Below are 19,873 nucleotides of genomic sequence, written 5' to 3' on the forward strand. Positions count from 1 at the left end.
TCATTCGAAAAATTAAAAAAATCCTGTCAAATCCCTTGCAATCGCAGGGGCTTTGTGTTATTCTATTATGGTGCTGTAAATTACAGCCTTAGCTTTGATGCAAGAGGTTGCGACACGCTCGGTTGCATTGCCACGCAACGCGCGTCGGTTTTCTTGTGGAGCTAGCCTATTATCTTAAATAGACGAAAAGGAGAAAAAGATGGCAAACAAAAAAATCCGTATCCGTTTGAAAGCTTACGAACACCGTACGCTTGACACAGCGGCTGCTAAAATCGTAGAATCAGCTACTCGCACAGGTGCAGAAGTTGCAGGTCCAATCCCACTTCCAACTGAACGTAGCCTCTACACAATTATTCGTGCGACTCACAAATATAAAGACTCTCGCGAACAATTCGAAATGCGTACACACAAACGTTTGATCGATATCATCAACCCAACTCAAAAAACAGTTGACGCTTTGATGAAATTGGATCTTCCAAGTGGTGTAAACGTAGAAATCAAACTTTAATCTAAAGTTTGAAACCTTGAGCATAAAAAACGCTCGTTAAAAACTTTTTGAATAAAAAATATAGAAAAGGAACTATTTTCTCATGACAAAAGGAATCTTAGGGAAAAAAGTGGGAATGACTCAAATCTTCACTGAAGCTGGCGAATTGATCCCTGTAACAGTTATCGAAGCAACTCCAAACGTTGTTCTTCAAGTTAAAACTGTTGAAACAGATGGTTACAACGCTATCCAAGTTGGTTTCGATGACAAACGCGAAGTATTGAGCAACAAACCTGCTAAAGGACATGTAGCAAAAGCTAACACGGCTCCTAAGCGCTTCATTCGTGAATTCAAAAACGTTGAAGGCTTGGAAGTTGGTGCTGAAATCACAGTTGAAACTTTCGCAGCTGGAGACATTGTTGATGTAACTGGTACATCTAAAGGTAAAGGTTTCCAAGGTGTTATCAAACGCCACGGACAATCACGTGGACCTATGGCTCACGGTTCTCGTTACCACCGTCGTCCAGGTTCTATGGGACCTGTTGCACCTAACCGCGTATTCAAAGGTAAAAACCTTGCAGGACGTATGGGTGGCGACCGCGTAACAATTCAAAACCTTGAAGTTGTACAAGTTGTTCCAGAAAAGAACGTTATCCTTATCAAAGGTAACGTACCAGGTGCTAAGAAATCTCTTATCACTATCAAGTCAGCAGTTAAAGCTGGTAAATAATAAGGAAAGGGGAATACAGTCAAAATGGCAAATGTAACATTATTCGACCAAACTGGTAAACAAGCGGGCGAAGTTGTTCTTAACGATGCAATCTTTGGTATCGAACCAAACCAATCTGTTGTGTTTGATGTGATCATCAGCCAACGTGCTAGCCTTCGTCAAGGAACTCACGCAGTTAAAAACCGCTCAGCTGTTTCAGGTGGCGGACGCAAACCATGGCGTCAAAAAGGAACTGGACGTGCTCGTCAAGGTTCTATCCGCTCTCCACAATGGCGTGGTGGTGGAATCGTCTTCGGACCAACTCCACGTAGCTATGCGTACAAACTTCCTCAAAAAGTTCGTCGCCTTGCGCTTAAATCTGTTTACTCAGAGAAAGTTGCTGAAAACAAATTTGTAGCCGTTGATTCTCTTGAATTTACAGCTCCAAAAACTGCTGAATTTGCAAAAGTTCTTGCAGCTTTGAGCATCGATTCTAAAGTCCTTGTTATTCTTGAAGAAGGAAACGAATTCGCAGCTCTCTCAGCTCGTAACCTTCCAAACGTGAAAGTTGCGACTGCTACAACTGCAAGTGTTCTTGACATCGCAAATAGTGACAAACTTCTTGTTACTCAAGCAGCTATCTCTAAAATCGAGGAGGTTCTTGCATAATGAATTTGTATGATGTTATCAAAAAACCTGTTATCACTGAAAGCTCAATGGCTCAACTTGAAGCAGGGAAATATGTATTTGAAGTTGACACTCGTGCACACAAACTTTTGATCAAGCAAGCTGTTGAAGCTGCTTTCGAAGGTGTTAAAGTTGCAAATGTTAACACAATCAACGTAAAGCCTAAAGCTAAACGTGTTGGACGTTACACTGGTTTTACTAACAAAACTAAAAAAGCTATCATCACTCTTACAGCTGATTCAAAAGCAATCGAGTTGTTTGCAGCTGATGCTGAATAATCTAAGGAGGAAATATCGTGGGAATTCGTGTTTATAAACCAACAACAAACGGTCGCCGTAATATGACTTCTTTGGATTTCGCTGAAATCACAACAAGCACTCCTGAAAAATCATTGCTTGTTGCATTGAAGAGCAAGGCTGGTCGTAACAACAACGGTCGTATCACAGTTCGTCACCAAGGTGGTGGACACAAACGTTTCTACCGTTTGGTTGACTTTAAACGTAACAAAGACAACGTTGAAGCAGTTGTTAAAACTATCGAGTACGATCCAAACCGTTCTGCAAACATCGCTCTTGTACACTACACTGACGGTGTGAAAGCATACATCATCGCTCCAAAAGGTCTTGAAGTAGGTCAACGTATCGTTTCAGGTCCAGAAGCAGATATCAAAGTCGGAAACGCTCTTCCACTTGCTAACATCCCAGTTGGTACTTTGATCCACAACATCGAATTGAAACCAGGTCGTGGTGGAGAATTGGTACGTGCTGCTGGAGCTTCTGCTCAAGTATTGGGTCAAGAAGGTAAGTACGTTCTTGTTCGTCTTCAATCAGGTGAAGTTCGTATGATTCTTGGAACTTGTCGTGCAACAGTTGGTGTTGTCGGAAACGAACAACATGGACTTGTAAACCTTGGTAAAGCAGGACGTAGCCGTTGGAAAGGTATCCGCCCAACAGTTCGTGGTTCTGTAATGAACCCTAACGATCACCCACACGGTGGTGGTGAAGGTAAAGCACCAGTTGGTCGTAAAGCACCATCAACTCCATGGGGCAAACCTGCTCTTGGTCTTAAAACTCGTAACAAGAAAGCGAAATCTGACAAACTTATCGTTCGTCGTCGCAACGAGAAATAATTTAAAATTAGTCGCTTAAGCGCTAGATAATCCGCCAGCTCGGTAGCGCTCGTTGAGAGCGCAAGCCGCTGTGGTACTATATTTAAAGGAGAAAATATAAAAATGGGACGCAGTCTTAAAAAAGGACCTTTCGTCGATGAGCATTTGATGAAAAAAGTTGAAGCTCAAGCTAACGACGAAAAGAAAAAAGTTATCAAAACTTGGTCACGTCGTTCAACGATCTTCCCAAGTTTCATTGGTTACACTATCGCAGTTTATGATGGACGTAAACACGTACCTGTTTACATCCAAGAAGACATGGTAGGTCACAAGCTTGGTGAATTTGCACCAACTCGTACTTACAAAGGTCACGCCGCAGACGACAAGAAGACACGTAGAAAATAAGGAGAACATAAATGGCAGAAATTACTTCAGCTAAAGCAATGGCTCGCACAGTACGTGTTTCACCTCGTAAATCACGTCTTGTTCTTGACAACATCCGTGGTAAAAGTGTAGCCGATGCAATCGCAATTTTGACATTCACTCCAAACAAAGCTGCTGAAATCATCTTGAAAGTTTTGAACTCAGCTGTAGCTAACGCTGAAAACAACTTTGGTTTGGATAAAGCTAACTTGGTAGTATCTGAAGCATTCGCAAACGAAGGACCAACTATGAAACGTTTCCGTCCACGTGCGAAGGGTTCAGCTTCACCAATCAACAAACGTACAGCTCACATCACTGTAGCTGTTGCAGAAAAATAAGGAGGTAAAATCGTGGGTCAAAAAGTACATCCAATTGGTATGCGTGTCGGCATCATCCGTGATTGGGATGCCAAATGGTATGCTGAAAAAGAATACGCGGATTACCTTCATGAAGATCTTGCAATCCGTAAATTCGTTCAAAAAGAACTTGCTGACGCAGCAGTTTCAACTATTGAAATCGAACGCGCAGTAAACAAAGTTAACGTTTCACTTCACACTGCTAAACCAGGTATGGTTATCGGTAAAGGTGGTGCTAACGTTGATGCACTCCGTGCAAAACTTAACAAATTGACTGGAAAACAAGTACACATCAACATCATCGAAATCAAACAACCTGATTTGGATGCTCACCTTGTTGGTGAAGGAATTGCTCGTCAATTGGAGCAACGTGTTGCTTTCCGTCGTGCACAAAAACAAGCAATCCAACGTGCTATGCGTGCTGGAGCTAAAGGAATTAAAACTCAAGTATCAGGTCGTTTGAACGGTGCAGATATTGCCCGTGCTGAAGGATACTCTGAAGGAACAGTTCCACTTCACACACTTCGCGCAGATATCGATTACGCTTGGGAAGAAGCAGATACTACATACGGTAAACTTGGTGTTAAAGTATGGATCTACCGTGGTGAAGTTCTTCCAGCTCGTAAAAACACTAAAGGAGGTAAATAACCAATGTTAGTACCTAAACGTGTTAAACACCGTCGTGAATTCCGTGGTAAAATGCGCGGTGAAGCTAAAGGTGGGAAAGAAGTAGCATTCGGTGAATACGGTCTTCAAGCTACAACTAGCCACTGGATCACTAACCGCCAAATCGAAGCTGCTCGTATCGCCATGACTCGTTACATGAAACGTGGTGGTAAAGTTTGGATTAAAATCTTCCCACACAAATCTTACACAGCTAAAGCTATCGGGGTTCGTATGGGATCTGGTAAAGGGGCACCTGAAGGTTGGGTAGCACCAGTTAAACGTGGTAAAGTAATGTTTGAAGTTGCTGGTGTATCTGAAGAGATCGCTCGCGAAGCGCTTCGTCTTGCAAGCCACAAATTGCCAGTTAAATGTAAATTCGTAAAACGTGAAGCAGAATAAGGAGAAGGCATGAAACTTAATGAAGTAAAAGAATTTGTTAAAGAACTTCGTGGTCTTTCTCAAGAAGAACTCGCGAAGCGCGAAAACGAATTGAAAAAAGAATTGTTCGAACTTCGTTTCCAAGCTGCTACTGGTCAATTAGAACAAACAGCTCGCTTGAAAGAAGTTAAAAAACAAATCGCTCGTATTAAAACAGTTCAATCTGAAGCGAAATAATAGACTAGGGAAGGAGAAATTTCAATGGAACGCAATAATCGTAAAGTTCTTGTTGGACGTGTTGTATCTGACAAAATGGACAAGACAATCACAGTTGTAGTTGAAACAAAACGTAACCACCCAGTCTATGGTAAACGTATTAACTACTCTAAAAAATACAAAGCACATGATGAAAACAATGTTGCCAAAGAAGGCGATATCGTACGTATCATGGAAACTCGTCCGCTTTCAGCTACAAAACGTTTCCGTCTTGTAGAAGTTGTTGAAGAAGCGGTCATCATCTAATCAAACCTGAAAGGAGAAAACTGAAATGATTCAAACAGAAACTCGTTTGAAAGTCGCAGACAACAGCGGTGCTCGCGAAATCTTGACTATCAAAGTTCTTGGTGGTTCAGGACGTAAATTTGCAAACATCGGTGATGTTATTGTGGCATCTGTAAAACAAGCTACTCCTGGTGGTGCGGTTAAAAAAGGTGACGTTGTTAAAGCAGTTATCGTTCGTACTAAATCAGGTGCTCGTCGTGCTGATGGTTCATACATCAAATTTGACGAAAACGCAGCAGTTATCATCCGTGACGACAAAACTCCTCGCGGAACACGTATCTTTGGCCCAGTTGCACGTGAATTGCGTGAAGGTGGCTTCATGAAGATCGTGTCACTTGCTCCAGAAGTACTTTAATCAATAAAAACAAACACAGTCCCCTGGCCTAGCCAGGGTGCCCATTGGGCGTAAGAATAAAAGGAGAAAAAAATGTTTGTAAAAAAAGGCGACAAAGTTCGCGTAATCGCTGGTAAAGATAAGGGAACAGAAGCTGTTGTCCTTACTGCCCTTCCAAAAGTAAACAAAGTTATCGTTGAAGGTGTTAACATTGTTAAGAAACACCAACGTCCAACTAACGAACTTCCTCAAGGTGGTATCATCGAGAAGGAAGCAGCTATCCACGTATCAAACGTTCAAGTTTTGGACAAAAATGGTGTAGCTGGTCGTGTTGGTTACAAATTTGTAGACGGTAAAAAAGTTCGCTACAACAAAAAATCAGGCGAAGTGCTTGATTAATCACGAAGGAAAGGAGAAGTATAATGGCAAATCGTTTAAAAGAAAAATATCTTAATGAAGTAGTTCCTGCTTTGACAGAACAATTTAACTACTCATCAGTGATGGCTGTTCCTAAAGTGGATAAGATCGTTTTGAACATGGGTGTTGGTGAAGCAGTATCAAACGCTAAAAGCCTTGAAAAAGCTGCCGAAGAATTGGCCCTTATCTCAGGTCAAAAACCACTTATCACTAAAGCTAAAAAATCTATCGCCGGCTTCCGTCTTCGTGAAGGTGTTGCGATCGGTGCAAAAGTTACCCTTCGTGGTGAACGTATGTACGAATTCTTGGATAAATTGGTTTCAGTATCACTTCCACGTGTACGTGACTTCCACGGTGTTCCAACAAAATCATTTGACGGACGCGGAAACTACACACTTGGTGTGAAAGAGCAATTGATTTTCCCAGAAATCAACTTTGATGACGTTGACAAAACTCGTGGTCTTGACATCGTTATCGTTACTACTGCTAACACTGACGAAGAGTCACGTGCATTGCTTACAGGCCTTGGAATGCCTTTTGCAAAATAATATAGGAGGTATAACTAATGGCTAAAAAATCTATGATTGCTAAGAACAAACGCCCAGCGAAGTTCTCTACTCAAGCATACACTCGCTGTGAACGTTGTGGACGTCCACACTCAGTTTACCGCAAGTTTAAACTTTGCCGTGTTTGCTTCCGTGAATTGGCATATAAAGGTCAAATCCCTGGTGTAACAAAAGCATCTTGGTAATTTAAGATATCAAGGGCGTCAAAACTCTAAGTGAAAATAGGAAATTTGACGAAGAAACTTTAGTTTCTAGGAAAGTTTATCTTTTTCGCGCAGAGTTTAGCCCGGGTTCAGTTGGGCCCGCCAATTTGAACACGAGCTACAGCTTTGGCAAAAAAGACCAATTTTCTTTGGAGCATCGCTCCTGCATCAAATTGCCTATTTTTGCTCTAGCTGTTACGCTCTCTGTATCATGTATTAACTAGCAAGTGCAACTTGCAAACTACTAGTAAGAGGAGAAAAATAAAATGGTTATGACTGACCCAATCGCAGACTTCCTAACTCGTATTCGTAACGCTAACCAAGCAAAACACGAAGTACTTGAAGTGCCTGCATCAAACATCAAAAAAGGGATTGCTGAAATCCTTAAACGCGAAGGTTTTGTTAAGAACGTAGAAATCATCGAAGATGACAAACAAGGCATCATCCGTGTATTCCTTAAATACGGAGCAAACGGTGAACGAGTTATCACTAACTTGAAACGCGTTTCTAAACCAGGACTTCGTGTCTACAAAAAACGTGAAGATCTTCCAAAAGTACTTAACGGCCTTGGAATTGCTATCCTTTCAACTTCAGAAGGTTTGCTTACTGATAAAGAAGCTCGCCAAAAGAATGTTGGTGGGGAAGTTATCGCTTACGTTTGGTAATTGATGATGTGAGAGCGTTAAAAGAATGCAGTGAAAATAGGAAGTTTGTAGCAGGAGCGATGCTCCAAGACAAACTTATCTTTTTCACCAAATTCTTAGCTCGAACTCAAATCAAGATACACAGTTCTTAGAGCGTGTTCAGTTCAGCTCTTGAACTAAACAAGTATCTTAAACCCCGTGAAAACTGGCCTTTATGGCCTGACAATTTAACAGGAGAATAAAAACATGTCACGTATTGGTAATAAAGTTATCGTGTTGCCTGCTGGTGTTGAACTCACTAACAATGACAACGTTGTAACTGTAAAAGGACCTAAAGGAGAACTTACTCGTGAGTTCTCAAAAGATATTGAAATCCGTGTGGAAGGTACTGAAGTAACTCTTCACCGTCCAAACGATTCAAAAGAAATGAAAACTATCCACGGAACTACTCGTGCACTTTTGAACAACATGGTTATTGGTGTTTCAGAAGGATTCAAGAAAGAACTTGAAATGCGTGGGGTTGGTTACCGTGCTCAACTTCAAGGAAACAAACTTGTTTTGGCTGTTGGTAAATCACATCCAGATGAAGTTGAAGCTCCAGCAGGAATTACTTTTGAACTTCCAAACCCAACGACTATCGTTATCAGCGGAATTTCAAAAGAAAAAGTTGGTCAAACAGCTGCTTACGTACGTAGCCTTCGTTCACCAGAACCATACAAAGGTAAAGGTATCCGTTACGTTGGCGAATATGTTCGTCTTAAAGAAGGTAAAACTGGTAAATAATGTTGAGTGGTTGATTTTCAACCACCAACCTCATTACCAACTTTGTGCATAGCACACGATTTAAAATTAAAGAGGTGAAAACTGTGATTTCTAAACCAGATAAAAACAAACTCCGCCAAAAACGCCACCGTCGCGTTCGCGGAAAACTCTCTGGAACTGCTGATCGCCCACGTTTGAACGTATTCCGTTCTAATACAGGCATCTACGCTCAAGTGATTGATGACGTAGCGGGTGTAACGCTCGCAAGTGCTTCAACTCTTGACAAAGAAGTTTCAAAAGGAACTAAAACTGAACAAGCCGTTGCTGTCGGTAAACTCGTTGCAGAACGTGCAAGTGCTAAAGGTATTTCAGAAGTGGTGTTCGACCGCGGTGGATATCTATATCACGGACGTGTGAAAGCTTTGGCTGATGCAGCTCGTGAAAACGGATTGAAATTCTAATAGGAGGACACTAGAAAATGGCATTTAAAGACAATGCAGTAGAACTTGAAGAACGCGTAGTTGCTGTTAACCGTGTTACAAAAGTTGTTAAGGGTGGACGTCGTCTTCGTTTCGCAGCTCTTGTAGTTGTTGGTGACCGCAATGGTCGTGTAGGATTTGGTACTGGTAAAGCTCAAGAAGTTCCAGAAGCAATCCGCAAAGCAGTAGAAGATGCTAAGAAAAACTTGATCGAAGTTCCTATGGTTGGAACAACAATCCCACATGAAGTTCTTTCAGAATTTGGTGGAGCTAAAGTATTGTTGAAACCAGCTGTAGAAGGTTCTGGAGTTGCCGCAGGTGGTGCAGTTCGTGCCGTTGTGGAATTGGCAGGTGTGGCAGATATTACATCTAAATCACTTGGCTCTAACACTCCAATCAACATTGTTCGCGCAACTGTTGAAGGTTTGAAACAATTGAAACGCGCTGAAGAAGTTGCTGCCCTTCGTGGTATTTCAGTTTCTGATTTGGCATAAGAAAGGGGATAAAATGGCTCAAATTAAAATTACTTTGACTAAGTCTCCAATCGGACGCATTCCATCACAACGTAAAACTGTTGTAGCACTTGGACTTGGCAAATTGAACAGCTCTGTTATTAAAGAAGATAATGCTGCTATCCGTGGTATGATCACTGCAGTATCTCACTTGGTAACAGTTGAAGAAGTAAACTAATAAAATTTTAGGGGATGTGCATAAGACCATCCCCTAAAACTAGATATAGTCATCTTAGATGACTCAGTATAGGCGAGTTGATAGGAGAGACAACCTTTTCTCTCTTATCGGCGCTAGCATTTTACAAAAGAGGAGAAAATATATAATGAAACTTCATGAATTGAAACCTGCAGAAGGTTCTCGTAAAACTCGTAACCGTGTTGGTCGTGGTACTTCATCAGGTAACGGCAAAACATCTGGTCGTGGTCAAAAAGGTCAAAAAGCTCGTAGCGGTGGCGGAGTACGCCTTGGTTTCGAAGGTGGACAAACTCCATTGTTCCGTCGTCTTCCAAAACGTGGATTTACTAACATCAACGCTAAAGAATATGCGATTGTTAACCTTGACCAATTGAACGCCTTTGATGATGGTGCTGAAGTAACTCCAGTGGTACTTGTAGAATCAGGAATTGTTAAAGCTGAAAAATCAGGTATCAAGATTCTTGGTAACGGTGAGTTGACTAAGAAGTTGACTGTTAAAGCTGCTAAATTCTCTAAATCAGCTGAAGAAGCTATCACTGCTAAAGGTGGTTCAGTTGAAGTCATCTAAGTGAGGTGACCTATGTTTTTTAAATTATTGAGAGAAGCACTCAAAGTTAAGCAAGTTCGATCAAAGATTTTATTTACAATTTTTATCGTATTTGTTTTTCGTATCGGTACTAGTATTACTGTACCGTGGGTAAATGCAAATAGCTTGAACGCTTTGAGTGGACTATCCTTCTTGAATATGTTGAGCTTGGTGTCAGGGAATGCCATGAAAAACTTTTCAGTTTTTGCTCTTGGAGTTAGCCCTTACATTACAGCCTCAATCGTCGTCCAACTTTTGCAAATGGATTTATTACCAAAGTTTGTGGAGTGGGGCAAACAAGGGGAAGTTGGCCGTAGAAAGTTAAACCAAGCGACTCGATACATTGCACTAGTGCTTGCATTTGTTCAATCAGTCGGTATTACTGCTGGATTTAACGCTCTGTCTGGAGCTAAACTTTTGACTGTACCACTTACACCACAAGTTTTCCTTGTGATTGGAGGGATCTTAACAGCAGGTAGCATGATTGTAACCTGGCTGGGAGAGCAAATCACAGATAAGGGATATGGTAATGGTGTTTCAATGATTATCTTTGCAGGGATTGTTGCTTCAATTCCTGACATGGTTAAGGGCATCTACGTGGACTACTTTGTCAATGTACCAAGTAGTCGATTGACATCGTCTCTCATTTTCGTTGCCATCTTAATCATTGCTGTTTTGTTAATTGTATACTTTACAACTTACGTTGAACAAGCTAAATACAAGATTCCAATTCAGTATACAAAGGTAGCTCAAGGTGCGCCGTCAAGCTCCTATCTTCCATTGAAGATTAACCCTGCTGGGGTTATCCCGGTTATCTTTGCTAGCTCTATTACAGCAGCACCGGCAGCAATTTTACAATTCGTAAGTGCGTCTGGCCTTAATTGGGAATGGGTAAAAACAGCTCAAGAGTTGGTATCTACTTCAACCCCAACAGGTGTTGCTTTGTATGCTCTGTTGATTATTCTCTTTACATTCTTCTATACATTTGTACAGATCAATCCAGAGAAAGCAGCAGAAAATTTACAAAAGAGTGGAGCTTATATCCATGGTGTCCGTCCTGGTAAAGGGACAGAAGAATATATGTCAAAACTTCTTCGTCGTCTCGCAACAGTCGGATCAATCTTCCTAGGTGTGATTTCTATCTTACCTATTGTAGCTAAAGATTTATTTGGTCTTTCAGAAGTTGTCGCTTTTGGGGGAACAAGTTTGCTAATCATTATCTCTACAGGTATCGAAGGAATTAAACAATTGGAAGGTTATCTATTGAAACGTAAGTATGTTGGTTTCTTAGATACAACAGAATAATTGTAATAGAAAATAAAATTCACTATTGCTCAGAGAGTGGAGTGTAAAAATCAAAGACATTGTCAGATTTTTATCTCCTCTCTTCTATTTTGTTTTTAAATAGGAGTTGAAATGAATTTTTGCTTCTATTTAAATACAAAAAAGGAGTTTGAATCATGAATCTTTTGATTATGGGTTTACCTGGTGCAGGTAAAGGGACACAAGCAGCGAAAATTGTTGAACAGTTTCACGTTGCCCACATCTCAACAGGTGACATGTTCCGTGCAGCAATGGCTAACCAAACTGAAATGGGTGTATTAGCTAAGTCTTATATCGATAAAGGCGAATTGGTTCCAGATGAAGTTACAAATGGAATTGTTAAAGAACGTCTTTCTCAAGATGATATTAAAGAAACTGGTTTCTTGTTGGATGGATACCCACGTACAATTGAGCAAGCTCATGCCTTAGATAAAACATTGGCTGAACTTGGAATTAAACTTGAAGGTGTTATCAACATCGAAGTAGATCCATCTTGCCTACTTGAACGTTTGAGTGGTCGTATCATTCACCGTGAAACTGGCGAAACTTTCCATAAAGTATTCAACCCACCAGTTGATTACAAAGAGGAAGATTACTACCAACGTGAGGATGATAAACCTGAGACAGTAAAACGTCGTTTGGATGTCAATATCGCTCAAGGTGAACCAATCATTGCTCACTATCGTGCTAAAGGTCTAGTACATGATATCGAAGGCAACCAAGATATCAATGATGTCTTTAAAGATATCGAAAAGGTATTGACAAATTTGAAATAAAAGCGTTTTTCAGGCTTGCAAAATGTCTTGACAAATGTTATACTGAGTTAGTCTGACTTATAATTGTTGTCTCTGTGTCTAGAGGCATCAAATCGAAATTTAGGGAGGTACTTTTGCGTGGCAAAAGACGATGTGATTGAAGTTGAAGGCAAAGTAGTCGATACGATGCCGAATGCAATGTTTACGGTTGAACTTGAAAATGGACATCAGATTTTAGCAACAGTTTCTGGTAAAATTCGTAAAAACTATATTCGTATTTTAGCGGGAGATCGTGTTACTGTTGAAATGAGTCCATATGACTTGACACGTGGACGTATCACTTACCGCTTTAAATAATCGAAAAACTTGGAGGGATAAGAAATGAAAGTAAGACCATCGGTCAAACCAATTTGCGAATACTGTAAAGTAATTCGTCGTAATGGTCGTGTTATGGTAATTTGCCCAGCAAATCCAAAACACAAACAACGTCAAGGATAAGATAGAAAGGAGAAAACATGGCTCGTATTGCTGGAGTTGATATTCCAAATGACAAACGCGTAGTTATCTCATTGACTTATGTCTATGGTATCGGACTTGCAACATCTCAAAAGATTTTGGCAGCTGCTGGAGTTTCAGAAGATATTCGTGTTCGTGACCTTACATCAGATCAAGAAGATGCTATCCGTCGTGAAGTGGATGCAATTAAAGTTGAAGGTGACCTTCGTCGTGAAGTGAACTTGAACATCAAACGTTTGATGGAAATCGGTTCATACCGTGGTATCCGTCACCGTCGTGGACTTCCTGTCCGTGGACAAAATACTAAAAACAACGCTCGCACTCGTAAAGGTAAAGCTGTTGCGATTGCTGGTAAGAAAAAATAATATAGGAGGTAAAAGTCTTGGCTAAACCAACACGTAAACGTCGTGTGAAAAAGAATATCGAATCTGGTATTGCTCATATTCACGCTACATTTAATAACACTATTGTTATGATTACTGATGTGCATGGTAATGCAATCGCTTGGTCATCAGCTGGTGCTCTTGGTTTCAAAGGTTCTCGTAAATCTACACCATTTGCTGCTCAAATGGCTTCAGAAGCTGCTGCTAAATCTGCACAAGAACACGGTCTTAAATCAGTTGAAGTTACTGTAAAAGGTCCAGGTTCTGGTCGTGAGTCAGCTATTCGTGCTCTTGCTGCCGCTGGTCTTGAAGTAACAGCAATTCGTGATGTGACTCCAGTGCCACACAATGGTGCTCGTCCTCCAAAACGTCGCCGTGTATAATCATTACCTTTACACTGCTTTTCGTTTAAGAGGGAGTAACTAAATGATCGAGTTTGAAAAACCAAATATAACAAAAATTGATGAAAATAAAGATTATGGCAAGTTTGTAATCGAACCACTAGAACGTGGATACGGTACAACACTTGGTAACTCTCTTCGTCGTGTACTTCTTGCTTCTCTTCCAGGAGCAGCTGTTACATCTATCGATATCGATGGAGTATTACATGAATTTGATACAATTCCTGGTGTTCGCGAAGACGTGATGCAAATCATTCTGAACATTAAAGGTATTGCAGTTAAATCATATGTAAAAGACGAAAAGACTATTGAACTTGATGTTGAAGGTCCTGCTGAAGTGACAGCCGGAGATATTTTAACTGATAGTGATATTGAAATCGTAAATCCAGATCATTATCTTTTTACAATCGGAGAAGGTGCTTCATTTAAAGCAACTATGACTGTAAACACTGGTCGTGGTTATGTACCTGCAGATGAAAATAAAAAAGATAATGCCCCAGTTGGAACACTTGCTGTAGATTCTATTTATACACCAGTTACAAAAGTTAACTATCAAGTTGAACCTGCTCGTGTAGGAAGCAATGATGGTTTCGACAAATTAACCCTTGAAATCTTGACAAATGGAACGATTATTCCAGAAGATGCTTTAGGGCTTTCAGCACGTATTTTGACAGAACATCTTGATTTGTTTACAAATCTTACAGAGATTGCTAAATCTGCAGAAGTGATGAAAGAAGCTGATACTGAATCGGACGACCGTATTTTGGAACGTACGATTGAGGAACTTGACTTGTCTGTACGCTCATATAACTGTTTGAAACGTGCTGGTATCAATACTGTGCATGATTTGACAGAAAAATCTGAAGCAGAGATGATGAAAGTAAGAAATCTTGGACGCAAGAGTTTGGAAGAAGTGAAACTCAAACTCATTGATTTGGGTCTTGGATTAAAAGATAAATAAAGGAGGAATACATGGCTTACCGTAAACTAGGACGCACTAGCTCACAACGTAAAGCAATGCTTCGCGATTTGACAACTGACCTTTTGATCAACGAATCAATCGTGACAACTGAAGCTCGTGCTAAAGAAATCCGTAAAACTGTTGAAAAAATGATTACTCTAGGTAAACGTGGTGATTTGCATGCACGTCGTCAAGCTGCTGCTTTCGTACGTAATGAAATCGCATCTGAAAACTATGATGAAGCAACTGATAAGTACACTTCTACTACAGCACTTCAAAAATTGTTCTCAGAAATCGCACCTCGTTACGCAGAACGTAACGGTGGATACACTCGTATCCTTAAAACTGAACCACGTCGTGGTGATGCAGCGCCAATGGCGATCATCGAATTAGTATAAAATCATCAATTTTGTTGAGTGTTATGATGATGGAGCCCTGTGCTCTTAGTCTAGCTCTGGTCTACCGCTAGGACTTTTGTCCTAGCGGGAACACTCATCATAAGATGGTAGGGTAGACGCTTGTTTACGAAATTGTTTTTCTTTTAAGAACAATTTCGTAAGCAGGCGTTTTTTAGTTTTTTTGAAGTAAATGTGCTATACTGAGAAAAAAGAAAAATATAGATATGGTTATTTTCTATGATTTCAAAGATGGAGGACCAATATGAAAGCTATTATAACTGTTGTTGGAAAAGATAAGGGTGGTATTGTTGCAGGTGTTGCGACTAAGATTGCTGAATTAGGATTAAATATTGATGATATTTCACAAACTGTCTTGGATGAGTTTTTTACCATGATGGCTGTAGTATCCAGTGATGAAAAACATGATTTTACTCAACTAAGAAATGAGTTTGAAGCCTTTGGCCAGACATTGAATGTCAAAATCAATATTCAGAGCGCAGCTATTTTCGATGCTATGTACAATATCTAGGAGGTGCTTATGGATATTAGACAAGTTACCGAAACTATTGCAATGATTGAAGAGCAGAATTTTGATATTCGTACCATTACCATGGGAATTTCTCTTCTTGATTGTATTGATCCAGATATTGATAAGGCTGCAGATAAAATATATGAAAAAGTTACGACTAAGGCGGCGAATTTAGTGGCAGTCGGTGATGAAATTGCTGCTGAGTTAGGTATACCTATTGTCAATAAACGTGTATCAGTAACACCGATTTCTCTAATTGGTGCGGCTACAAATGCAAGGGACTATGTACCATTAGCCAAAGCTTTAGATAGAGCAGCAAAAGAAATTGGCGTAGATTTTATTGGTGGTTTTTCTGCTTTGGTACAGAAAGGCTATCAAAAAGGAGATGAAATACTCATCAATTCGATTCCACGTGCTTTAGCTGAAACTGATAAAGTTTGCTCTTCAGTAAATATTGGTTCAACAAAGTCAGGAATCAACATGACTGCTGTAGCTGATATGGGTCGAATTATCAAGGAGACAGCTGAGCTTTCAGATATGGGTGCTGCAAAACTTGTCGTTTTTGCCAATGCAGTTGAAGACAATCCTTTTATGGCCGGAGCCTTTCATGGTGTTGGTGAAGCTGATGTTATTATCAATGTAGGTGTTTCGGGGCCCGGTGTTGTCAAACGTGCTTTAGAAAAAGTTCGCGGTCAAAGCTTTGATGTAGTTGCTGAAACTGTTAAAAAGACAGCCTTCAAGATTACTCGGATTGGTCAATTAGTTGGCCAGATGGCTAGTGAAAGACTAGGTGTTGATTTTGGGATTGTTGATTTGAGTTTAGCACCTACTCCTGCAGTGGGGGATTCAGTAGCTCGGGTCCTGGAAGAAATGGGACTGGAAACAGTTGGGACTCATGGGACGACTGCAGCTTTAGCTCTTTTAAATGACCAAGTAAAAAAAGGCGGAGTAATGGCTTGCAACCAAGTCGGTGGTCTGTCAGGTGCTTTCATCCCAGTTTCAGAAGATGAGGGTATGATAGCAGCAGTGCAAAATGGTTCCCTAAATCTTGAGAAATTAGAAGCCATGACTGCTATCTGTTCAGTTGGATTGGATATGATTGCCATTCCAGCTGATACCCCGGCAGAAACGATTGCGGCTATGATTGCGGATGAGGCAGCAATTGGTGTTATTAATATGAAAACCACAGCTGTCCGTATCATTCCAAAGGGTAAAGAAGGCGATATGATTGAGTTTGGTGGCTTGTTAGGAACTGCCCCAGTTATGAAAGTCAATGGAGCTTCTTCGGCTGATTTCATCGCTCGTGGAGGACAGATTCCAGCTCCAATTCATAGTTTTAAAAATTAATAAAAAAATAAAATGATTTAAGTTCAATTTAAGGATAGGTGTGTATACTCTAATCATTAAATAAAGACCTCCTAACTTTATTTAATAGAAATCCTAAACTTTTTCATAATAATCTCCTACAAAAGTCGCTCGTAAGAGTGGCTTTTGTTTTGTATTCTTTAAAAAACTAGTAAAATTTCATTGATTCTGGTCAAATTTTTTAAGAATGGCGACTTTTTTCGAAGTCAAACCAGTCTAAAACCTTGCCATGATTGGCTTTTTGAAAAATTATGGTATAATAGTAGTAGTTTTATTAGATGGAGTAGAATTTTTGAGAAAAAGCTTTCGTGTAAAAAAAGAGAAAGATTTCGACGCCATATTTAAAAAGGGAGCAAGTGTAGCTAATCGAAAATTTGTTATTTATCGATTAGAAAACAATGAAACACATTTTCGAGTAGGTTTATCAGTCAGTAAAAAATTAGGAAATGCTGTGACAAGAAACCAAATCAAGAGAAGAATCCGGCATGTTCTCATTCAAAATAGTAATCAACTTGTTGATAATGTTGATTTTGTTGTGATTGCTCGAAAAGGCGTTGAACTATTAGAATATGCAGAAATTGAAAAAAACTTACTTCATGTTTTGAGATTAGCGAAGATTTACCAGGAAGGAAATAAGAGTGAAGAAGAAATTACAATTGACTAGTTTGTTAGGTTTGTCCTTGTTGGTAATGACTGCTTGTGCAACTAGTGAAGTGTCTGCAGATTCTGCAGACTTTTGGAGTAAACTTGTTTATTTTTTTGCTGAAATTATTCGATTTTTGTCATTTGATGTCAGCATTGGTTTAGGGATTATTCTGTTCACAGTCTTGATTAGAACAATACTGTTACCAGTCTTTCAAACACAAATGGTGGCTTCCAGAAAAATGCAAGAGGCGCAACCTCTTATCAAAGAATTGCGCGAACGTTATCCAGGTCGCGACATGGAAAGTCGTACTAAGCTAGATCAGGAAACACGTAAATTATTTAAAGAATTAGGCATTAAGCAATCCGCATCCTTCTGGCCACTTTTGATTCAAATGCCAATTCTATTGGCTCTTTTCCAAGCTTTATCAAACGTAGATTTTTTGAAGACAGGCCACTTTTTATGGTTCAATCTAGGTGGAGCTGATACCACTTTCGTACTACCTATTTTAGCTGCCCTATTCACCTTCCTCAGTAGCTGGCTTTCAAATAAAGCTTTGCCTGAGAAAAATGGTGCAATGACAGGTATGATGTATGGGATGCCTGTTATAATCTTCTTTTTTGCAATATCTGCTCCAAGTGGTGTCGCTCTTTACTGGGCGGTTTCAAATGCTTATCAAGTATTGCAAACTTACCTTTTGAACAACCCCTTCAAAATCATTGCAGAGCGTGAAGCAGATGTGCAAGCTAAGAAGGATTTAGAAGTTAAGAAAAGAAAAGCTCAAAAGAAAGCACAGAAAAAGAAAAAGTAAGGAGAAATCTGATAATGGTATTATTTACAGGTTCAACAGTTGAAGAAGCAATCCAAAAGGGATTGAATGAATTAAATATTCCGAGAATGAAAGCTCATATCAAAGTTGTTTCGAGAGAAAAAAAGGGATTTTTTGGACTTTTTGGTACAAAACCAGCTCAAGTTGATATCGAAGCAATCAGTGAAACAACTGTTGTAAAAGCAAATCAGCAGGCGATCAAAGGTGTTCCAAAAGAAATTAATGATCAAAATGATCCAGTTAAAACAGTCAGTGAAGCAACCGTTGATTTGGGACATGTAGTTGCTGCTATCAAGAAAATTGAAGAAGAAGGCCAAGAAATTTCTGAAGAAGTCAAGGCTGAAATTCTTAAGAATGATAAAGAAGCCAGCACGATTTTAGAAGAAACAGGCCATATTGAAGTTTTAAAAGAATTGCAACCTGAAGAAACTCAAGATGAAGTTGAGCCTGAAAAAGGCAGCGACTTAGAAAATCTTGGTTTGAAAGTCGAGCCAACATACGACACCGAAAAGGTTGTTGAAGAAGTAACCAATTATGTTCAAGCAATCATCGATGATATGGATGTTGAGGGAACTATTTCTAGCACCTCTAACCGTCGCTCTATCAACATGCAAATTGATACAAATGAGCCAGGCCGTATCATTGGTTACCATGGTAAGGTTTTGAAATCCCTTCAACTTTTGGCACAAAATTACCTCTACAATCGTTATTCAAAAACTTTCTACATTACTATCAACGTGAATGATTATGTAGAACATCGTGCAGAAGTGTTACAGAGTTATGCTCAAAAATTAGCTACACGTGTCTTGGAAGAAGGCCGTAGTCAGATGACAGATCCAATGTCAAGCAGCGAGCGCAAAATTATCCATCGTATCATCTCACGAATGGAAGGTGTTACTAGCTACTCTGAAGGTGACGAACCAAATCGTTACGTTGTAGTTGACACAGAATAAAAAATGAAAAATCAGGGGAAACCTGATTTTTTTCTAACTAAAGAAGGAATAAAATGAAAGAAATCAAGGACTATCTTGCTTATCAAGGGGAACAGTACCGGAATCCTGAAAAAGCAGGAGCTGAAAAGGATAAAATGCTAGACCTGCGTCAAAAAGGGCAGGAAGCGCGAAAGGCATTTACTCACCTAGCGGAATGTTTTCAAGCTAGGCATTCCGATTGGAATTTACACCCCACCAGTCAATGGATGAATCAAGCGCAGAGATTACGACCACATTTCTGGGTTTATATACAGAGAGAGGGGTATGTAACAGAGCCCATGATGGCTCTTCGTTTGTATGGAAATCAGAATAATTGGGGAATCTCTATAGAAGTCAGCTTTGTAGAGAGAAAGAAAGATGAGACCACCTTGTCAAAACAGGCTAAAATATTGGATGTCCCAGTGGTTGATAGAATCTATTATTGGGTTCAGAAAAACGATGAAAGCTATAGAGTACAAGCTACTGAGGAGAATAGACAACTTTTAAGACAACAATTATCCAATCAGGAGATTCGTAAGGTTTTAGTAAAAGTTGATATTCCAGTAGCTGATGAAGATACTATAGATAAAGTTCTAGATAAACTTGATAGAGGTTTTGAAAAACTATCACCTTACTATCAAGTGACTAGAGATTAGTATAATCGGCTGAGTCATTTTATAGTAAATTGTTTTATTGCTATTCTATCTGTTTTTTCATATAATAGT

At 39.8% G+C, this 19,873-nt stretch carries 35 protein-coding genes; all 35 read left to right on the top strand.

Annotated features, from left to right (window positions below; translation table 11 throughout):
- Positions 1-199 precede the first annotated feature (199 nt).
- The 35 genes from rpsJ to NML75_RS07375 all read left to right on the top strand — a co-directional run bounded on the left by rpsJ (position 200) and on the right by NML75_RS07375 (position 19,804).
- Positions 200-508, top strand: a complete 309-nt coding sequence (gene rpsJ, locus NML75_RS07205; protein WP_001284511.1) for a 30S ribosomal protein S10 — start codon at positions 200-202, stop codon at positions 506-508.
- Between the two features lie 82 nt (positions 509-590).
- Positions 591-1,217 carry a 50S ribosomal protein L3 gene (gene rplC / locus NML75_RS07210; RefSeq protein WP_004251088.1) on the top strand — a complete coding sequence of 209 codons (627 nt, stop codon included), beginning with the start codon at positions 591-593 and terminating at the stop codon, positions 1,215-1,217.
- A 24-nt stretch (positions 1,218-1,241) separates the two neighbouring features.
- Entirely contained in the window at positions 1,242-1,865 is a 624-nt protein-coding gene (rplD, locus tag NML75_RS07215) for a 50S ribosomal protein L4 (protein ID WP_000024549.1), read from the top strand.
- Positions 1,865-2,161, top strand: coding sequence for a 50S ribosomal protein L23 (locus NML75_RS07220; RefSeq protein ID WP_070677850.1), 297 nt, complete (start codon positions 1,865-1,867; stop codon positions 2,159-2,161). Before rplD ends, NML75_RS07220 begins: the two co-directional genes overlap by 1 nt.
- A gap of 17 nt (positions 2,162-2,178) precedes the next feature.
- Positions 2,179-3,012 (top strand): 50S ribosomal protein L2, encoded by an 834-nt coding sequence (gene rplB, locus NML75_RS07225; protein ID WP_000512910.1) that lies wholly within the window; start codon positions 2,179-2,181, stop codon positions 3,010-3,012.
- A gap of 102 nt (positions 3,013-3,114) precedes the next feature.
- The gene (rpsS, locus tag NML75_RS07230; protein ID WP_000533766.1) at positions 3,115-3,396 is read left to right on the top strand and encodes a 30S ribosomal protein S19; all 282 of its coding nucleotides are present in this window, start codon (positions 3,115-3,117) and stop codon (positions 3,394-3,396) included.
- Between the two features lie 11 nt (positions 3,397-3,407).
- Positions 3,408-3,752 carry a 50S ribosomal protein L22 gene (gene rplV / locus NML75_RS07235; RefSeq protein ID WP_000818137.1) on the top strand — a complete coding sequence of 115 codons (345 nt, stop codon included), beginning with the start codon at positions 3,408-3,410 and terminating at the stop codon, positions 3,750-3,752.
- A gap of 12 nt (positions 3,753-3,764) precedes the next feature.
- A complete protein-coding gene (rpsC, locus tag NML75_RS07240; protein WP_000529936.1) occupies positions 3,765-4,418 on the top strand; it encodes a 30S ribosomal protein S3 in 654 nt (217 codons plus the stop codon).
- A gap of 3 nt (positions 4,419-4,421) precedes the next feature.
- Positions 4,422-4,835 (top strand): 50S ribosomal protein L16, encoded by a 414-nt coding sequence (gene rplP / locus NML75_RS07245; RefSeq protein ID WP_000960948.1) that lies wholly within the window; start codon positions 4,422-4,424, stop codon positions 4,833-4,835.
- Positions 4,836-4,844: 9 nt separating this feature from the next.
- On the top strand, positions 4,845-5,051 hold the full coding sequence (gene rpmC, locus NML75_RS07250; protein ID WP_000772918.1) for a 50S ribosomal protein L29: 207 nt from the start codon (positions 4,845-4,847) through the stop codon (positions 5,049-5,051).
- Positions 5,052-5,075: 24 nt separating this feature from the next.
- A complete protein-coding gene (gene rpsQ / locus NML75_RS07255) occupies positions 5,076-5,336 on the top strand; it encodes a 30S ribosomal protein S17 (RefSeq protein WP_000440801.1) in 261 nt (86 codons plus the stop codon).
- Between the two features lie 25 nt (positions 5,337-5,361).
- Entirely contained in the window at positions 5,362-5,730 is a 369-nt protein-coding gene (rplN, locus tag NML75_RS07260; RefSeq protein WP_002928796.1) for a 50S ribosomal protein L14, read from the top strand.
- Between the two features lie 72 nt (positions 5,731-5,802).
- Complete coding sequence (rplX, locus tag NML75_RS07265) at positions 5,803-6,108, top strand: 50S ribosomal protein L24 (RefSeq protein ID WP_000497691.1); 306 nt, start codon at positions 5,803-5,805, stop codon at positions 6,106-6,108.
- Positions 6,109-6,131: 23 nt separating this feature from the next.
- The gene (rplE, locus tag NML75_RS07270) at positions 6,132-6,674 is read left to right on the top strand and encodes a 50S ribosomal protein L5 (protein ID WP_000013542.1); all 543 of its coding nucleotides are present in this window, start codon (positions 6,132-6,134) and stop codon (positions 6,672-6,674) included.
- Positions 6,675-6,691: 17 nt separating this feature from the next.
- The gene (locus NML75_RS07275) at positions 6,692-6,877 is read left to right on the top strand and encodes a type Z 30S ribosomal protein S14 (protein WP_001085699.1); all 186 of its coding nucleotides are present in this window, start codon (positions 6,692-6,694) and stop codon (positions 6,875-6,877) included.
- Positions 6,878-7,161: 284 nt separating this feature from the next.
- Positions 7,162-7,560, top strand: a complete 399-nt coding sequence (rpsH, locus tag NML75_RS07280; RefSeq protein ID WP_004251095.1) for a 30S ribosomal protein S8 — start codon at positions 7,162-7,164, stop codon at positions 7,558-7,560.
- A gap of 225 nt (positions 7,561-7,785) precedes the next feature.
- Positions 7,786-8,322, top strand: a complete 537-nt coding sequence (gene rplF / locus NML75_RS07285) for a 50S ribosomal protein L6 (protein WP_004251096.1) — start codon at positions 7,786-7,788, stop codon at positions 8,320-8,322.
- Positions 8,323-8,405: 83 nt separating this feature from the next.
- Positions 8,406-8,762 (top strand): 50S ribosomal protein L18, encoded by a 357-nt coding sequence (gene rplR, locus NML75_RS07290; protein WP_004251098.1) that lies wholly within the window; start codon positions 8,406-8,408, stop codon positions 8,760-8,762.
- A gap of 17 nt (positions 8,763-8,779) precedes the next feature.
- Complete coding sequence (gene rpsE, locus NML75_RS07295; protein ID WP_004251100.1) at positions 8,780-9,274, top strand: 30S ribosomal protein S5; 495 nt, start codon at positions 8,780-8,782, stop codon at positions 9,272-9,274.
- Between the two features lie 13 nt (positions 9,275-9,287).
- The gene (rpmD, locus tag NML75_RS07300) at positions 9,288-9,470 is read left to right on the top strand and encodes a 50S ribosomal protein L30 (protein ID WP_000057241.1); all 183 of its coding nucleotides are present in this window, start codon (positions 9,288-9,290) and stop codon (positions 9,468-9,470) included.
- A 145-nt stretch (positions 9,471-9,615) separates the two neighbouring features.
- Complete coding sequence (rplO, locus tag NML75_RS07305; RefSeq protein WP_006154715.1) at positions 9,616-10,056, top strand: 50S ribosomal protein L15; 441 nt, start codon at positions 9,616-9,618, stop codon at positions 10,054-10,056.
- 12 nt (positions 10,057-10,068) lie between these two features.
- Positions 10,069-11,379 (top strand): preprotein translocase subunit SecY, encoded by a 1,311-nt coding sequence (secY, locus tag NML75_RS07310; RefSeq protein WP_004251112.1) that lies wholly within the window; start codon positions 10,069-10,071, stop codon positions 11,377-11,379.
- A gap of 155 nt (positions 11,380-11,534) precedes the next feature.
- A complete protein-coding gene (locus NML75_RS07315; RefSeq protein WP_004251114.1) occupies positions 11,535-12,173 on the top strand; it encodes an adenylate kinase in 639 nt (212 codons plus the stop codon).
- 117 nt (positions 12,174-12,290) lie between these two features.
- A complete protein-coding gene (gene infA, locus NML75_RS07320) occupies positions 12,291-12,509 on the top strand; it encodes a translation initiation factor IF-1 (RefSeq protein ID WP_001029883.1) in 219 nt (72 codons plus the stop codon).
- 24 nt (positions 12,510-12,533) lie between these two features.
- Complete coding sequence (gene rpmJ, locus NML75_RS07325) at positions 12,534-12,650, top strand: 50S ribosomal protein L36 (protein WP_001808836.1); 117 nt, start codon at positions 12,534-12,536, stop codon at positions 12,648-12,650.
- Between the two features lie 17 nt (positions 12,651-12,667).
- Positions 12,668-13,033, top strand: a complete 366-nt coding sequence (gene rpsM, locus NML75_RS07330) for a 30S ribosomal protein S13 (protein WP_004251117.1) — start codon at positions 12,668-12,670, stop codon at positions 13,031-13,033.
- A 17-nt stretch (positions 13,034-13,050) separates the two neighbouring features.
- Positions 13,051-13,434, top strand: a complete 384-nt coding sequence (rpsK, locus tag NML75_RS07335; RefSeq protein ID WP_001118385.1) for a 30S ribosomal protein S11 — start codon at positions 13,051-13,053, stop codon at positions 13,432-13,434.
- A 43-nt stretch (positions 13,435-13,477) separates the two neighbouring features.
- Positions 13,478-14,413 (top strand): DNA-directed RNA polymerase subunit alpha, encoded by a 936-nt coding sequence (locus NML75_RS07340; RefSeq protein ID WP_004251121.1) that lies wholly within the window; start codon positions 13,478-13,480, stop codon positions 14,411-14,413.
- Positions 14,414-14,424: 11 nt separating this feature from the next.
- Positions 14,425-14,811 carry a 50S ribosomal protein L17 gene (gene rplQ, locus NML75_RS07345; protein ID WP_000331493.1) on the top strand — a complete coding sequence of 129 codons (387 nt, stop codon included), beginning with the start codon at positions 14,425-14,427 and terminating at the stop codon, positions 14,809-14,811.
- Positions 14,812-15,073: 262 nt separating this feature from the next.
- Positions 15,074-15,340, top strand: a complete 267-nt coding sequence (locus NML75_RS07350; RefSeq protein WP_006149010.1) for an ACT domain-containing protein — start codon at positions 15,074-15,076, stop codon at positions 15,338-15,340.
- Positions 15,341-15,349: 9 nt separating this feature from the next.
- Entirely contained in the window at positions 15,350-16,687 is a 1,338-nt protein-coding gene (locus tag NML75_RS07355; protein ID WP_049494408.1) for a PFL family protein, read from the top strand.
- Positions 16,688-16,997: 310 nt separating this feature from the next.
- Positions 16,998-17,369: a ribonuclease P protein component gene (rnpA, locus tag NML75_RS07360; protein WP_025169334.1), complete on the top strand. Its 372-nt coding sequence runs from the start codon at positions 16,998-17,000 to the stop codon at positions 17,367-17,369.
- Positions 17,344-18,159, top strand: coding sequence for a YidC/Oxa1 family membrane protein insertase (locus NML75_RS07365; RefSeq protein ID WP_053092418.1), 816 nt, complete (start codon positions 17,344-17,346; stop codon positions 18,157-18,159). The genes rnpA and NML75_RS07365 overlap by 26 nt, the downstream gene beginning before the upstream one ends.
- A gap of 14 nt (positions 18,160-18,173) precedes the next feature.
- On the top strand, positions 18,174-19,130 hold the full coding sequence (gene jag / locus NML75_RS07370; RefSeq protein WP_074324785.1) for an RNA-binding cell elongation regulator Jag/EloR: 957 nt from the start codon (positions 18,174-18,176) through the stop codon (positions 19,128-19,130).
- 53 nt (positions 19,131-19,183) lie between these two features.
- Positions 19,184-19,804 carry a ribonuclease P gene (locus tag NML75_RS07375; RefSeq protein WP_074324786.1) on the top strand — a complete coding sequence of 207 codons (621 nt, stop codon included), beginning with the start codon at positions 19,184-19,186 and terminating at the stop codon, positions 19,802-19,804.
- Positions 19,805-19,873: the final 69 nt, after the last annotated feature.

This window comes from Streptococcus sp. CF4-3 (assembly GCF_024295385.1).
Classification (GTDB): domain Bacteria; phylum Bacillota; class Bacilli; order Lactobacillales; family Streptococcaceae; genus Streptococcus; species Streptococcus infantis_I.